The organism is Paraburkholderia suaedae, assembly GCF_040812055.1.
Lineage (GTDB): Bacteria > Pseudomonadota > Gammaproteobacteria > Burkholderiales > Burkholderiaceae > Paraburkholderia.
Window position 1 is genome coordinate 121,816 of record NZ_JBFOAH010000005.1, and the last position, 13,072, is coordinate 134,887.

Genomic DNA, 13,072 nt, shown 5'->3' on the forward strand with positions numbered 1-13,072 from the left:
CTTGCGGTTTTGAGGGACTTGGCCCGCGGTGGCAGATGCCGCGGCTGGCGCATCCCGGGCCGTCTATCGAGAGCAACGCGATGGTTGAGTCCGGCATTCGCGAGTTTCGCGTTCCACTACGTAGGGACGTTGTGCCGAACTGTGGGTCTGCTCGCACATTGCGTCCCTCATTAGCGCCCCTTACTCCAGCGGTTCAAACTCGCGCCTTACTGCCCATCAGTTCATTCGACGGCAAGCTTTCGTCGAGCAGCTTGCGCGCGCTCTCGATTCCGGCGACCGGCAGTCCCTCGCGGTTCAGCAAGCCCACTTGCACCAGCACCGAAGCCTGGTCCCAATAGATGTGCTCGTTGTAGAGCTTGTCGCCGCGGAAGCACACCACCGCCAGCATCGGCACTTCGAAGTACTTGCCTGTCGGCGCGACGCCCGGCAACAGCCAGTCGATTTCGCAGCTATGCGTGCAGCTGAAAATGAATTCGTCGACGATACGGTCCGCGCCGATCGTGCGTGAAATCGGAATCAGCTTCGTATCCGGCGGATTCGAGTTGACAAAGTGATGCGTGTAGAAGCGCTTGAGCCTGTCATGACCGACGCCGCCGGTCATCGTCGGCACGTGGTTGACATACGGCTCGGCGACCATGGTCGGCATCACCGCATCGACGTCGCGCGTGGCGAACTCGTGGTAGCAGTGCGCTTCCCACAGCGCGTTCAGATCGTAGACCGGACCGAGCACCTTGCGCAGCAGCGCGAGCGTGCGCGAATACGCCATCATCGCGGCGGGCTTGTCGTACTGCGCGCGCGCCGGTGCGGCGAACGCGTGATCGCAACCGGGATACACGTACTGCTCGATTTGCGGGCGCGTGCGCAATGCGGCGCTGATTTGCTCGCGTGTTGCCGGCGGACACAGCGCGTCGTTTTCGGGGAAATGGAACACCATCGGGCAGCGCACCGCTGGCACTTCGTTCAGGTGCGCTTGCAGCCCGACGCCGTAGTAGCTGACCGCGCAGTCGACGTCGGTGCGCGCTGCGCTCAGGAACGCGAGCTTGCCGCCAAGGCAGTAGTCGAGCGTGCCGACTTTGCCGGCATGCTCGGGCATTGCGCGCAATGCGGCGACGGTCGCGGCGATATCGGCGATGGCGAGATCGACGTCGAACTGATCGAGATAGCCGAGCGCCTGCTGCACATCGGCGTCGCCGTAACCGAGTTCGATGCCCGGCTTGATGCGCCAGAACAAGTCGGGCACGAGCACCACATAGCCTTCCTCGGCGTAGCGGTCGGCCGTTGCCTTCATTGCGTCGTTGACGCCGAAGATTTCCTGCAGCAGCACGAGGCCGGGTCCGCAGCCTTGCGCCGGACGCGCGACGTAGGCGTTGAAACGGCCGCCATCCTGGGCGACGACTTCAATGAAAGAGGCGGCCATGCGGTGTGTCTCCTGTTCCGTCCACCTATATGTGTCGATCATAGTCAGCTTGAGCGCTAACCCCCGACTGCACGCAAAATACTTTCGCGCGACAAATCAGATCAAGTCATCCTGCGCAATTCAAAGCGTTTGAGCTTACCCGTTTCGGTACGCGGCAGCGCATCGACGAACGTGATGAGCCGTGGATATTTATACGGCGCCACGCTATTTTTCACGAAATCCTGCAATTGCGCGACTAGTGTGTCATTGGGCTCATAAGCCGGGTTGAGCACGACGAACGCCTTGACGATCTGTCCGCGAGTCTCGTCGGCCACGCCGATCACCCCACATTCGGACACCGCGTCGTGTTGCAGCAGCACGCTTTCCACTTCGGGACCGGAGATGTTGTAGCCGGCGGAAACGATCATGTCGTCGGCGCGCGCCTGGTAGAACACATAGCCGTCCTCATCGAGATAGACCGAGTCGCCCGGCAGATTCCAGCCGTCGCGCACGAACTTCGCCTGCCGCTCGTCGGCGAGATAGCGGCAGCCGGTCGGACCGCGCACCGCAAGTTTGCCGATCGTGCCGGGCGGCACCGGTTGCATCGCGTCGTCGACGGCCTGCACGACGTAGCCGGGCACCGCGCGGCCGATTGCATGCGGACGAATCTCTTCACCCTGCGCCGAAATGAAAATGTGGATCAGCTCGGTGCCGCCGATGCCGTCGATCATGTCGATGCCAGTCGCCTCGCGCCACAGCCGCCGTGTGGAATCCGGCAGCGCTTCGCCGGCCGACACGTTCTTTCTCAGGCTAGAAACGTCATGACGCGCGACGAGCGGCGCCATTTGCCGATAAAAGGTCGGCGCGGTGAACACGATGGTCGCGTGAAAGCGTTCGACCGTTTGCAACAGCGTCTCGGGCGTGAGCTTTTCGATCAGCACCGTTGACGCACCCACCCGCAGCGGAAAGCACAGCAGCCCACCAAGACCGAATGTGAACGCGAGCGGCGGCGTGCCGCAAAACACATCGTCCGACGCGGGCTTGAGCACATGACGCGGGAACAGATCGCACATCGCCAGCACGTCGCGATGAAAGTGCATGCAGCCTTTTGGCGCGCCGGTCGTGCCGCTCGTGAAGGCGATCAGGCAGACGTCGTCGGCCGCGGTGTCGCACGCGGTGAAGTGCTCGGGCTTGTCGAGCGCGAGGGTATCGAGCGAATCGGCAGCAGTGTCGTGGAACAGGCGCGTCTGTTCGAGGCTCGCGCAGTAGAACTCGTCGCGCGGATCGGCGCAGCGCGCCAGTTCTTCGGTCAGGCGCGCGTCGCATAATGCCGCGCCGATCTGCGCTTTGTCGATGATCTGCTTCAGTTCCTTTGCGCGCAGCAAAGGCATGGTCGGCACGAGGACCAGACCCGCCTTCAGCGCCGCTAGCGCGGTGACGGCCATCTGCAACGTGTTGGGTCCGCGCAGCAGCACCCGGTTGCCCGGCTGCAAACCCATTTCGTCGACCAGCACGTGAGCGCTGCGATTGACGAGCGCAAGCAGTTCGCCGTAGGTGGTCGCGCGTGGCGCGCCGTCCACGTCGGACCACACCGCAGGATGGTCGCGATAGCCGGCTTCGATGGTCCGCTCGAGCAGCTCGGTCGCGCAGTTCAGTCGCGCCGGATAGGCCACGTCCGGATTGTCGAGCAGAAAGACGGGCCACTGGTCCTGCGGCGGAAGATTGTCGCGCGCGAAAGTATCGACGTGTGCTGACGGTTCCATCTCGAGTCTCCCGGGCGTTGAGCCGGCTAAATGCGCTTCAATTGGCTTGGGCGGTTGCCGTGCGCGTGTTTTCGTTCGATGCTCACGGCGCAATCACGGCGGTCGCTTCGATTTCGACCTTCGCTTCGTCTTCGATTAGCGCGACGACCTGCACCGCGCTCATCGCGATATCGTAATCGCCGATCAACTCGCGAAACGCACGGCCGATGTCTTTCAAGGCCGCGAGATATTCGCGTTTGTCGGTGACGTACCACGTCATTCGCACGAGGTGCTCGGGCTTGCCGCCTGCTTCGTGCAGCACGGCCACTACGTTTCTGAGTGCCTGGATGGCTTGCGCGGCGAAGTCGGTGCTGCGGAACTGCGCCTGTTCGTCCCAGCCGATCTGGCCGGCGATGAACACCTGCCTGCCGCTGGCCGCGACGCCGTTCGCATAGCCGCGCGGCTTGATCCAGCCGGCGGGAAGAAGAGCTTGTTTCATGAGCGATGCGCCTCGAGGGATTCGGGTTGAGGAGCGAACGTCGCGAGCGCACTCGCGATGTCGGCGGGAATGTCGATGGATGTACCGCTTTCGAGCGACGTGGTCACCAGCACCTGCTTCGCGCGAAAGCGGGTTTCGCCGCCGCAATGGCCGACGATTTCGATGCTGATCGAGCGCCGGCCAATCGCGCTCACGCTGAGCGTCAGCATGATCGTGTCGCCCATCTGGCTCGGCCGCGCGAACTCGCAGTCGAGTTTGACGATCGGCAAGCCGACCCGGCGCTGCGCGATCATGTGCGCGTAATCGACGCGCAGGCCTTCGTTGAACCAGTCTTCGACCAGCGCGTTGGTCATCACCAGATACTGCGGAAAGAACACGATCCCCGCCGGATCGCAGTGCGAGAAACGGATTCGCACGGGTCGTTCGAAGGTCGCATTCATCGGCGTGGCGCTCCGGCGGCGGCATACGCTTTCAACAGATCGCGGCCGATGATCAACTGCTGCACTTCGGTCGCGCCTTCGTAAATGCGCAGCGCACGAATCTCGCGATACAGCATCTCGACGGCGCTGCCGCTTTGCACGCCCATGCCGCCAAAAATCTGCACGGCCGCGTCGATCACCTGTTGCGCGCCTTCGCTCGCATGCCACTTTGCCATCGCCGCTTCGCGTGTGACACTTTCGCCTTGATCGCGCAGCCACGCGGCGCGATAAACGAGCAGCGCGCTGCTGTCGATGGTCAACGCCATCTGCGCGAGCTTGGCCTGGGTGAGCTGGAAGTCGCCGAGCGTTTGCCCGAACATCTTGCGCGACGACGCCCGCGCGAGACCCTCGGCCATTGCGTGACGAGCGAAGCCCAGCGACGCAGCGGCCACCGAGGTGCGGAAAATATCCAGCGTGCGCATTGCGAGCTTGAAGCCTTCGCCGGGCGCGCCGAGCATCTGGCTGCGCGGCACGCGGGCGCCCGCAAAATGCAGACGCGCGAGCGGATGCGGCGCGATCACGTCGATGCGTGCGGCGATCTCGAGCCCGCGCGTTTCGGCGTCGACAATGAAAGCGCTGATGCCGCGCGCGCCCGGCGCTTCGCCGGTTCTCGCGAACACCACGTAGAAGTCGGCGATGCCGCCGTTGGAGATCCACGTCTTGTCGCCATCGAGCACATAGGCGTCGCCGTCTTCACGCGCCGACAGTGCCATCGCCGCGACGTCCGAGCCCGCTTCCGGTTCCGATAGCGCGAACGCGGCGATTGCGGTGCCGTTCGCGACGCGCGGCAGATAGCGGGTCTTTTGCTCATGCGTGCCGCCGAGGGAGATCGCGCCCGAGCCGAGCCCCTGCATGGCGAGCGCGAAATCGGCGAGGCCCGAGTGTTTGGCAAGCGTTTCGCGCAGCAGGCATACGGCGCGCGTGTCGATCGTGTCGCCGTGACCGCCGTACGCGACACCGCCCACGCCGTACTTCAGCCAGCCCGCCGCACCCAGCTCACGCACGAGGCGCCGGCAGGTCGCATCCGTATCCGCGTGATCTTCGCGTGCGAGATTCGTGCGGCACCATGCTTCGATACCTTCGGCCAGTTCGCGATGTCGCGGCTCGAAAAACGGCCACGCGAGCGCACCATGCAAGTCCTGTTGATTGTCGACGCTCAACTCAATCTCCTTCGAAAACCGGACGCGACTTCGCGGCAAAAGCGCTGTACGCGCGCTCGAAATCGCGCGTGCTCATGCAGATCGCCTGGGCCTGTGCTTCGGACTCGATCGCTTCGTCGATGCTCATGCTCCATTCCTGGTGCAGCATTGTCTTCGTGATGCCGTGCGCGAAAGTGGGACCGGCGACCAGATCGGCGGCGAGCTTTTGCGCTTCTTCGATGAGCGCAGCCGGTTCGCACAGGCGGTTATAGAAGCCCCATGCGTGGCCCTCGTCACCGCTCGCCGAGCGGCCGGTGAAGAGCAGTTCGGCGGCGCGCCCCTGGCCGATGATGCGCGGCAAGATTGCGCAAGCGCCCATGTCGCAGCCCGCCAGGCCGACGCGCGAAAACAGGAACGCGAGCTTGCTGCGCGCGGTGCCGAGCCGCATGTCGGACGCCATTGCGAGAATCGCGCCCGCGCCGGCGCACACGCCGTCGACCGCTGCAATCAAGGGTTGCGGGCAATGGCGCATTGCTTTGACGAGGTCGCCGGTCATGCGCGTGAAGAGCAACAATTCCGGCATTGGCAGATCGATCAGCGGCGCGATGATGTCGTGCACGTCGCCGCCGGAACAGAAGTTCTCTCCTGCGCCGTGAATGACGACCGCCTTTACGTCGGTTGCATAGCTCAGTTGCCGGAACAGGTCGCGCAGCTCCGCGTACGATTCGAAGGTCAGCGGGTTCTTGCGCTCCGGACGGTTGAGCGTGATCGTCCCGACCTTGGCGGTCACCGACCAGCCGAAATGTCTCGCCTCGTATCCGGCGAGTGTCAGGCGGTTGCCGGCTAGCAGCGCGTCGGCGTTGGATCGTGTCATGGCGTCTCCAATGTCGGTCAGAGTTGGCGCTTTCGCTTCGTCTGATCCCACGTGAATAGGTGCTGTGCTTCAGTCTTTCAGGCTGTCCAGCAGATGTTGCTTGAGTTTGCCAAGGCGCTGATGGGTGCGCGACTTCTCATCGAGGCTCAGGCCGCCGAACAGTTCGACGACCCATTGCTCGTGCGCGACCGCCATTTTGTCGAAGGCCTTGCGGCCGGCGGGCGTGAGGCACACGCTGATCGAACGGCGATCGTTCGGGTCCGTGTAGCGCGACACCAGGCCTTCCTTTTCGAGCTGGTCCGTTATGCCGGTGATGTTACCGCCCGTCACCATCAAACGGCGCGACAGCTCGGTCATCTTGAGACCTTCGGGGTGGCGTTCGAGTTGCGCCATCAGATCGAAGCGCGGCAGCGTCGTGTCGAACTGGTTGCGCAGACGCTTGCGCAATTCGGCTTGCACGAGGTTGGTCGTCGTCAGCATGCGCAGCCACAGACGCAAACCCATGTGACTGTCCACGCCCGTGCTCATTTCCAGGTCCACGACGTTCTCCGCGAGTTTGGCTACGCCTTTGCGCGGCGGCTTTGCTTCCGTGACGGCCACGGGCTTCTTGCTGTTGGTCGGCTTGCTCACATCACTTCTCCACCGGAGATGGAAATGGATTGCCCGGTAATCGCGTCCGAGCCCGGGTGGCATAGCCACAGCACGCTGTTGGCGACCTGCTCGGGACTCACGAAGCGATGCTGCGGATTGGAACGAAGCAAGGTTTCGCGTGCCTGCTGTTCGGTGCGCGAGGTCTTGCTGGTGATCTGTTCGAGCGACGCATGCAGCAATTCGGTTTCCGTGTAGCCGGGGCAGACCGCGTTGACCGTGATGCCTTGGGTCGCCACTTCCAGCGCGAGCGAGCGTGTCAGGCCGATCACGCCGTGCTTCGCGGCGCAGTACGCGGCGACATACGCGTAGCCGATTTGCCCCGCGGTGCTGGCCACGTTGACGATGCGGCCGCGCCCGCGTTCGAGCATGCCGGGCAGCACCGCGCGCGTGCCGAGAAAGACGCCGGTGAGGTTCACGTCCAGCATGCGCCGCCACAGCGCGATGTCGGTGTGCGTGAACGGTGCGGCCTGCGCCTGGCCCGCATTGTTGACGAGGATGTCGACCGCGCCCGCGCGGTTGAACGCATTCGCGACCGACTCCTCTTGCGTGACGTCGACGCCGATGCACCCCACATCGCCCAATGCGCGCCATTTCTCACGCTGTGTTTCGAGCCGCTCCACGTTGCGGCCCATCAGTGTGACGCGTGCGCCGGCGCGCAACAGCGCTTGCGCGACCGCCGCGCCGATGCCGCTACCACCGCCGGTCACCACCGCGTGTTGTCCCGCAAGCGGGCAGTGGGGCGTAGTCAAATCGCTCACGATGTTCCCTCGGCACGTTGGGCGCGTTCTTGCGCAGACAGGCCCGCGTTCGCGGCGACCTGCGCGCGCTCGCGTTCCACATTTCGTTCGAGTTGCGACTTGGCGGCCGTATATGGCTTCGGCCACGCGACATCGAAATAACCGATCTTCGCCGCCTCGTTCAGCGTCCACGCCGGATTGGCCAGATGCGGACGCGCAATGGCGCACAGGTCCGCACGCCCCGCGGCGATGATGCTGTTCACGTGATCCGCTTCGGAAATCGCCCCGACCGCGATCGTGGCGATGCCGGCTTCGTTGCGCACCCTGTCCGCGAACGGCGTCTGAAACATGCGGCCGTACACGGGCTTTTCTTCCTTGCTCACCTGACCCGACGACACATCGATCATGTCGGCGCCGGCGGCTTTGAAGGCGCGCGCGATCTGTACCGCGTCGTCAGGCGTGGTGCCGCCTTCGACCCAATCGGTCGCGGAGATTCGCACCGAAATCGGCTTGTCTTGCGGCCAGACGGCGCGGATCGCTTTGAACACCTGCAGCGGATAGCGCAAACGGTTTTCGAGCGAGCCGCCGTATTCGTCGGTGCGATGGTTGGTGAGCGGTGACAGGAAACTCGACAGAAAGTAGCCGTGCGCGCAGTGCAATTCGAGCCAGTCGAAACCCGCTTCAACCGACATGCGTGCGGCGTGGACGAATTGCGTTTCGATCTCGCGCAGCTCTTCATGGGTGGCTTCGCGCGATTGCTGGCTGACGCCGCGCAAATACTGCTGCGGCGAGGCGGACACGAGCGGCCAGTTGCCCTCGGCGAGCGGCAGATCGATACCTTCCCACGCGACGCGCGTCGAACCTTTGGCGCCGGAATGGCCGAGCTGGATGCCGATCTTCGCGTCCGACTGCCGATGCACCAGATCGACGATGCGCTTCCACGCGATGAGATGCGTGGGCGCGTACATGCCGGGGCAGGCGGGCGTGATGCGCGCTTCGGGCGACACGCAGGTCATCTCCGTCATCACGAGACCGGCGCCGCCCATTGCACGCGCGCCGAGGTGCATCAGGTGATAGTCGCCGGCCACGCCGTCGACCGCCGAGTATTGCGCCATGGGCGACACCACCACACGGTTTTTCAGCGTCACGCCACGCAGCTTGAACGGTGTGAACATCGGCGGCACCGAACGACGGTCCGGCGCGCGCTCGACGCCGGCGCGCCGGGCCAGCCAGTCTTCGAATCCCGACAGATAGTGCGCGTCGCGCTCGCGCAGGTTTTCGTGCGAAATGCGCTGCGAGCGCGTGAGCAGGGAATACGCGAACTGTTCCGGCTCGAACGACGTGTAGCGGTCGACGTGCTCGAACCACTCCGTCGAATTACGCGCGGCGTTCTGGATGCGCAGCACGCCGATGCTGCGCACCTCGGTGTAATGCTTGAGCGCAGCGGGCAAATCGCCCGGATGTGCGCCCATGCTGTTGGCGAGTTCGATCGCGTCTTCGAGCGCGAGCTTGGTGCCCGAGCCGATCGAGAAGTGAGCGGTATGCGCGGCGTCGCCCATCAGCACCACCGGCGTTTGCGAGCCGTTGGCATTGCGGCGCCAATGCACCCATTCACCGTTGACCACGCGCGGGAACCGGATCCATTGCGACGAGCCGCGCAGATGCGCAGCATTGGACATCAGCGCGTTGCCGTCCAGGTACTTCGCGAACAGCTTCTCGCAGAATGCGATGCTGTCTTCCTTGCTCATTTCGTCGAGACCGGCGGCGCGCCACACGCGCTCCGGCGTTTCGACGATGAAGGTGGAAGTCTGATCGTCGAAACGATAGGCATGCGCCTGGAACCAGCCAAATTCGGTTTCTTCGAACGCGAACGTGAACGCGTCGAATAGCTTTTTGGTGCCGAGCCACACGAAGCGGCAGTCGCGCGTGTCGATGTCCGGCTGATAGGTGGCCGCGTACTTTTGCCGGATCACGCTATTCAGGCCGTCGCACGCGATGACGAGGTCGGCTTCGTAGACGCTGTCGTCCGTTACCTGGGTCTCGAATACGAGCTTGACGCCGAGTTCTTCGCAGCGGGCCTGCAGGATGTTCAACAACCGCTTGCGGCCGATGCCGCAAAAGCCGTGGCCCGACGAGCGGATTTTCCGGCCCCGGAAATGGATTTCGATGTCGTCCCAGTGATTGAACGCGTCGAGGATCGCGTCCGCGCTGGGGGCGTCGGCGGCGCGCAGGTTGCCGAGGGTCTGGTCGGAAAACACCACGCCCCAGCCGAACGTGTCGTACGGGCGGTTGCGCTCGACGACCGTGACTTCGTCATCCGGGTTGCGGCTTTTCATCAACAAGCCGAAGTACAACCCGGCCGGCCCCCCGCCGATACAGACAATGCGCATGCTCGTTCCCCAATGTTTTCCGCCTGAACGTTAATTTAGGCGTAGATAGTTTAAGTGTCAAGTAAATTTCGCGGCGCGCTTGTACGGGCGATCCATATGACCAGCGTGATGCGAGAAAGGCGAAGCACCCCTAAATTTCCCCGAGTTTTTGCCGATAACGCGGGGATGTCTCTGCTCGGTCTGAGCGGTCCTCTGGAAGTAAAGGCTTTTACACGGCAAGAACCAGGCAGTGGAGAGAAACGATATGCGAATCGGGCCGGGGAAAGGTATCTTCACGCTGTTTGTGGGGCTGTCTTTGGCGGCAAGCCTCACGGCATGCGGCGGGGGTGGCGGCGATAGCGGCAACAGCGGAACTGCCAGTGGCGCCAGTCAGAACAGCAGCGCTATCGACGGGAGCGCCACCAGCGCCAGCGCGAACCTCGTCAGCAGCACGCCGCCGGTCACTCTGACGCCGGCTGCGGACGGCAAGCTTCACGCCGCCTGCACGAGTTGCGGCGCGACCGGCGATTCGACCTACGCGGGAAGCGGCGTCGGATTGTGGCAGGCGCTTAACGCAAGCACGCAGGCCAATACAGTCAACGTGTCCATAGCGGGCACGTCGGGCCGCAATGTCACGCTTGTCTTCACGAACGAGGGTGGCAATCAGGCCATCTTGCCAGTGCCCATCGATACCAGCGTGAGCACCCCGTCAGCCGACATGGTGACCGCGACGCTCAAAGACCTGTTGGCATCGCGGATTAGCGAGGACCCGAACATGCAAGCCGTCCGCGAATTCAATTCGACCGGCTGGAAGGCGCTCGCGCAGCAAAACGCGGCATTGGCGGCGAGTCGGTCAGCGGATGTCGTCAGCAAAGTGCAGCGCGCGGCGATCACCTACAACATCGGCGATCTGCGCGACTTCTGGCTGGCGGACGGTACGCTGCGTCACATGGCGCTGCAGGCTATCGGCACGACGACCGACGGGTCGAAGGTCAATATCTGGGTCGAGACGGCGGAGTACGGCGCCGGGAAGATCACGCCGACGATCGTCGACACCCTGCTGCGCAACTATGCGGGCACGGGCGGGGTGTATGACATGGTCACCGGCATTGGTGGTCCGTTGTGGGGCGCGGTGAGCGCGGCCGGGATGATCGGCGCATCGCAGCCGATCGACCTCGTCGTGGCCAACTTCAACCACGATTTGCGGCCGTACGGCACGGTCGGCTATTTCTGGGCGCTGAACAACTTCGTCAATCAGGGCACTGGCTCAACGGCACATAGCAATGCGGACCTCTCGCTGTACCTGGATTCCGAGACGCTGTATCTGGCGGGCACCGCCGGCATGAAGACAATGCAGACCGTGATGGCGCACGAAAGCACGCATATGCAGAACTTCTACCGCCGCGACATGCTGATGGGTATGCAGTACACGTACGACACCTGGCTCGAAGAAATGTCGGCGATGATGATGGAAGACTGGGTCAGCTTCAACATCGACCCAACCTACAACTCGGTCCGCGACGACCGCCTCGTCAGCTATCTGACCTACAACAACCACGGCAGCTATACCTGCGGTCTGACGACATGGGACGCAGGCGACGTCACATGCGACAGCTATACGACCAACGGTTCGTTCGGCGGATTCCTGAACCGGCAGCTCGGCCTTGGCTTCTACAAAAACCTGCTCAACGACAGGAACGCGACCGCCTCGATCGACATCCTGAATGACGCGATCAGGCAGGCTCGCGCGGATTCGAGCGTCGCGCAGGAACTGCGGCACTTCACCGTCGCGGCCGCTGCGCAGTTGCCGCTCGCGGCGAACTTCGCGCAGTACAGCTTCGCGTCGCGCGTGGAAGGCGGCTTCACGCTGCCGTTCATCGACCCGTCGAAGATGGCCCGTGCGTTGCCGTCGGCGTCGCCGGGCGTGCTGCTGGGCTACGCGAGCTTTGCGGCCGCGCGCTCGCACGTTGCGAGCACCTATCAGGAAACGGTGACACTGCCGCCCGGCGTGACGTTATCCGTGATCGTGCAGTAACGTCGCGGCGTGGCATCGTCGCGTCTGCCGCGGTTTTGCAATCGACCAAGCCGTCCGCTTCCAGCGACGGCTTTTTTCATGGCATGCTGGGGCGTGTATCAATCCAGTTCCGATAACGCGTCCATACAGGCTCAGTTCACCGCCATGCTCCGAAATGTTCTTCTCGCTGCTTTCGTGCTGTGTGCTAGCGTCGCGTGTGCGGGGACCGCGCATCGGGGAGATCGGGTCGACTTGCGCGGCACGTTGACGCTTCGCGGTAACGAGCCGTTCACGTACCCCGTCGTCACCGACGGCAAGCATATCTGGCAACTCGTAGGCGTGGATCAGGCGACGGCGGCCCGGTTGCAGAATCGCGTCGTGCATGTCACGGGCCGTATGGCGGAAACCGCCGGCGCTGACAGGCTACCGGCCGTGCAAGTCGATTCCGTCACGGCGACGGACGAAGGGACGGCTCGCTGAACTTCACACGGCGGCTAGGTCCGATCGCCTGATTCGATAGCCGTATGCATTGATGGATACGGGCGCTCGATCGCACTGACACCCAACACCGAGCGATTGCCCGGCGACGTGGCAAAAAGGCAGTCGCCGTATTTCAACCGGCTATTCACTTGTTACCGAAGCGCAGAGAACCTGGCAAAAGACCGGAAGAGTCGCAATAACGGTGCACCGCGAACCATCCATGCTGGACGCCGACGAATTGACGCGCTACTCTGAGCGTGCTGGACGACGAAGCTTGACGATGCTGGTCCTTGACGACGACATGGAGCCGACATATGCAAGTCAGTACCGAAACGCTGGTGGAGATGCTGCGTGAAGTCGAAGCGGAGGACCCGATCGACTACGCGGATCTGCTGTTTGACGAGCAGGGCCTGCGGCAACTCGTGATGAGCGCACTCGTGGAGCGCCATCATTCGGTCGAGGCGTGCAACATGCCGGTCGCGGACATCCATGCGTTATATCTGCTAAGCACTGCCAAGCTCGTTCTCGAGAACCTCGTGCTTCACGCGAGGTTGCTGCTTCTGCAGGGGCAGCAAGTCGATGTGCAAGAGTTCCTGGCGCCATTCAGGCTCAAGGGCAATCCGTAGCGCGTTAAGCGGCCAGCTTCCACATAGCTTCAATAACACCCTAGCGCCTGCGCCGCGATATCCGGT

The 13,072-nt window shown here is 63.3% G+C and carries 12 protein-coding genes; 3 read left to right on the forward strand and 9 right to left on the reverse strand.

Translation table 11 applies throughout. From position 1 onward, the window contains the following. Positions 1-193: 193 nt before the first annotated feature. From ABQJ48_RS09555 to ABQJ48_RS09595, 9 genes are all read right to left on the reverse strand, one after another. Positions 194-1,417, reverse strand: coding sequence for a dienelactone hydrolase family protein (locus tag ABQJ48_RS09555; protein ID WP_367837597.1), 1,224 nt, complete (start codon positions 1,415-1,417; stop codon positions 194-196). 101 nt (positions 1,418-1,518) lie between these two features. After that, positions 1,519-3,159 (reverse strand): AMP-binding protein, encoded by a 1,641-nt coding sequence (locus tag ABQJ48_RS09560; protein ID WP_367837598.1) that lies wholly within the window; start codon positions 3,157-3,159, stop codon positions 1,519-1,521. Positions 3,160-3,241: 82 nt separating this feature from the next. Next, complete coding sequence (locus ABQJ48_RS09565) at positions 3,242-3,637, reverse strand: RidA family protein (RefSeq protein ID WP_367837599.1); 396 nt, start codon at positions 3,635-3,637, stop codon at positions 3,242-3,244. Continuing rightward, positions 3,634-4,077, reverse strand: coding sequence for an acyl-CoA thioesterase (locus tag ABQJ48_RS09570; protein ID WP_367837600.1), 444 nt, complete (start codon positions 4,075-4,077; stop codon positions 3,634-3,636). Before ABQJ48_RS09570 ends, ABQJ48_RS09565 begins: the two co-directional genes overlap by 4 nt. Continuing rightward, complete coding sequence (locus ABQJ48_RS09575; RefSeq protein ID WP_367837601.1) at positions 4,074-5,276, reverse strand: acyl-CoA dehydrogenase family protein; 1,203 nt, start codon at positions 5,274-5,276, stop codon at positions 4,074-4,076. The genes ABQJ48_RS09570 and ABQJ48_RS09575 overlap by 4 nt, the downstream gene beginning before the upstream one ends. Position 5,277: 1 nt before the next feature. Beyond that, positions 5,278-6,129 (reverse strand): enoyl-CoA hydratase family protein, encoded by an 852-nt coding sequence (locus tag ABQJ48_RS09580; RefSeq protein WP_367837602.1) that lies wholly within the window; start codon positions 6,127-6,129, stop codon positions 5,278-5,280. 69 nt (positions 6,130-6,198) lie between these two features. Next, on the reverse strand, positions 6,199-6,759 hold the full coding sequence (locus ABQJ48_RS09585; protein WP_367837603.1) for a MarR family winged helix-turn-helix transcriptional regulator: 561 nt from the start codon (positions 6,757-6,759) through the stop codon (positions 6,199-6,201). After that, positions 6,756-7,529, reverse strand: a complete 774-nt coding sequence (locus ABQJ48_RS09590) for an SDR family NAD(P)-dependent oxidoreductase (protein WP_367837874.1) — start codon at positions 7,527-7,529, stop codon at positions 6,756-6,758. The genes ABQJ48_RS09585 and ABQJ48_RS09590 overlap by 4 nt, the downstream gene beginning before the upstream one ends. Positions 7,530-7,534: 5 nt before the next feature. Then, positions 7,535-9,907: a bifunctional salicylyl-CoA 5-hydroxylase/oxidoreductase gene (locus tag ABQJ48_RS09595; protein ID WP_367837604.1), complete on the reverse strand. Its 2,373-nt coding sequence runs from the start codon at positions 9,905-9,907 to the stop codon at positions 7,535-7,537. Between the two features lie 244 nt (positions 9,908-10,151). Here ABQJ48_RS09595 and ABQJ48_RS09600 point away from each other — a divergent pair, with 244 nt between their 5' ends. The 3 genes from ABQJ48_RS09600 (at position 10,152) to ABQJ48_RS09610 (ending at position 13,006) form a co-directional block, all read left to right on the forward strand. Further along, on the forward strand, positions 10,152-11,921 hold the full coding sequence (locus tag ABQJ48_RS09600) for a M30 family zinc metallopeptidase (protein WP_367837605.1): 1,770 nt from the start codon (positions 10,152-10,154) through the stop codon (positions 11,919-11,921). A 144-nt stretch (positions 11,922-12,065) separates the two neighbouring features. After that, positions 12,066-12,380 carry a hypothetical protein gene (locus ABQJ48_RS09605; protein WP_367837607.1) on the forward strand — a complete coding sequence of 105 codons (315 nt, stop codon included), beginning with the start codon at positions 12,066-12,068 and terminating at the stop codon, positions 12,378-12,380. A 314-nt stretch (positions 12,381-12,694) separates the two neighbouring features. Continuing rightward, on the forward strand, positions 12,695-13,006 hold the full coding sequence (locus tag ABQJ48_RS09610; RefSeq protein ID WP_367837608.1) for a hypothetical protein: 312 nt from the start codon (positions 12,695-12,697) through the stop codon (positions 13,004-13,006). Positions 13,007-13,072: the final 66 nt, after the last annotated feature.

Excerpts from the sequence above, each read along its gene's own strand:
- ABQJ48_RS09560 (WP_367837598.1), bottom strand. The coding sequence starts at position 3,159 with ATGGAACCGTCAGCACACGTCGATACTTTCGCGCGCGACAATCTTCCG.
- ABQJ48_RS09595 (WP_367837604.1), bottom strand. The coding sequence starts at position 9,907 with ATGCGCATTGTCTGTATCGGCGGGGGGCCGGCCGGGTTGTACTTCGGC.
- ABQJ48_RS09555 (WP_367837597.1), bottom strand. The coding sequence starts at position 1,417 with ATGGCCGCCTCTTTCATTGAAGTCGTCGCCCAGGATGGCGGCCGTTTC.
- ABQJ48_RS09570 (WP_367837600.1), bottom strand. The coding sequence starts at position 4,077 with ATGAATGCGACCTTCGAACGACCCGTGCGAATCCGTTTCTCGCACTGC.
- ABQJ48_RS09610 (WP_367837608.1), top strand. The coding sequence starts at position 12,695 with ATGCAAGTCAGTACCGAAACGCTGGTGGAGATGCTGCGTGAAGTCGAA.
- ABQJ48_RS09605 (WP_367837607.1), top strand. The coding sequence starts at position 12,066 with ATGCTCCGAAATGTTCTTCTCGCTGCTTTCGTGCTGTGTGCTAGCGTC.
- ABQJ48_RS09565 (WP_367837599.1), bottom strand. The coding sequence starts at position 3,637 with ATGAAACAAGCTCTTCTTCCCGCCGGCTGGATCAAGCCGCGCGGCTAT.
- ABQJ48_RS09600 (WP_367837605.1), top strand. The coding sequence starts at position 10,152 with ATGCGAATCGGGCCGGGGAAAGGTATCTTCACGCTGTTTGTGGGGCTG.
- ABQJ48_RS09580 (WP_367837602.1), bottom strand. The coding sequence starts at position 6,129 with ATGACACGATCCAACGCCGACGCGCTGCTAGCCGGCAACCGCCTGACA.